This is a genomic window from Photorhabdus kleinii (assembly GCF_025384885.1).
Taxonomy (GTDB): domain Bacteria; phylum Pseudomonadota; class Gammaproteobacteria; order Enterobacterales; family Enterobacteriaceae; genus Photorhabdus; species Photorhabdus kayaii.
On sequence record NZ_JAJAFY010000128.1, the window covers coordinates 1 to 1401 of the forward strand.

Annotated in this window: 2 protein-coding genes; both read left to right on the plus strand. The window is 41.8% G+C overall.

The genetic code is table 11. The annotated features are described in order from the left end of the window. On the plus strand, window positions 1–897 hold an 897-nt coding region (locus LG003_RS23290), incomplete at its 5' end, for an HNH/ENDO VII family nuclease (RefSeq protein WP_315903412.1). Between the two features lie 2 nt (window positions 898–899). Next, window positions 900–1343 carry an SMI1/KNR4 family protein gene (locus LG003_RS22930; protein ID WP_262981754.1) on the plus strand — a complete coding sequence of 148 codons (444 nt, stop codon included), beginning with the start codon at window positions 900–902 and terminating at the stop codon, window positions 1341–1343. Window positions 1344–1401: the final 58 nt, after the last annotated feature.

Here is a 1401-nt window from a genome sequence, read left to right on the forward strand (position 1 = left end):
GCGGAAATCCGCGAGTATCAGCACGGCCGGCTGAAAATGATACGCCATCTGGTGTTTGACGGCTGGGAGTTAGTGGCGCAGCAGACGCAGCAGTTTACCCTCAATCTGGACAACCGGGTGGAACTGATGGCCGGGGCGGTGCAGACGCAATATGCGGTCAGCGCCCCGACCGGGGAACCGCTGGCGCTGTTCGACCCGGCAGGGAAACGGGTCTGGCGGCGGCCGAAGCAGTCCCTGTACGGGCTGCGGCTGGGCGGACCGGGCGAGAACCCGCAACTGGACCCGGGCCTCCGGTTTGCCGGCCAGTTATGGGATGAAGAGTCAGGGCTTTGCTACAACCGGCACCGCTTTTACTCACCGGAAGCCGCGTGTTATCTCAGTCCCGATCCTATTGGGTTGCTTGGAGGAGAAACGCCGTACAGTTATGTTCATAACCCCACGGGATGGGCTGACCCTCTAGGATTAACGCCATGTCCAAGGAATTATAAACTAGAAAATAGAGTTGATAATGTTCTTGGTCGAAAGGTATATAAAAACGATGGATTAATTGATGCGAAAACTCCAGTAAAAAATATGGATATAGTGGAGTCAGCATTAAACTCGCCTAGTTTTAATAAAATGAAAAAAATGATAGAAAATGGAGCAACAAATAAAGATCTTATGCGACAAGGCTATGCCCCATTTGGTCCTGATGGCCGACAAATTAATTTACATCACGTTATAGGAAAAGAACCTGGCCCGATGGTAGAGTTGCCTGCATCATTACATAAACAATACCATCGAGAACTTCATGGCTTAATTGAAAATGGACGAAGCTTTAGAAATAACAAGGTTGTTGAAAGAGGATATAATAAATTCAGGAAGGAATATTGGAAATTGCGTGCTGAGGAGTTATAAAAATGAAAGATAGTATTAATGACTTGATTAATAAGAATAAACTTGATGGTTGTGAAATATATATATCAGGCGAAGTTAATAAAGAGCTTATTAATAAAGCTGAAGATATATTAGGGGTTTCATTCCCTCCTTCTTATTCATACTTTATTGAAAAATTCGGTTCAATTGAGATTGACAACCGCTCATTTGCAGGTTTATTTGCAAATGAAGTAGGCCAAGATGGAGATGTTGTATCATTTACTCTTTTTCAAAGAGAAGATATTGGATTACCAAATAAATATATAGCATTGGATTTTCAAGATGGCGATTATTTGTTATGTATTGATACCAGTATAGTGAATAGTGAACATGAGTGTCCTATTGTTTTAGTAAATCCTGATTCTTTAGAAAACCATAAAGTAAATGATTCATTTTATGACTATATAACTGAGTATCTTGATGCGTAATAACTAAATATCTTGGTTTCGCATAATAGATGCTTCATAGTCGTATTAAAAAGCCGAA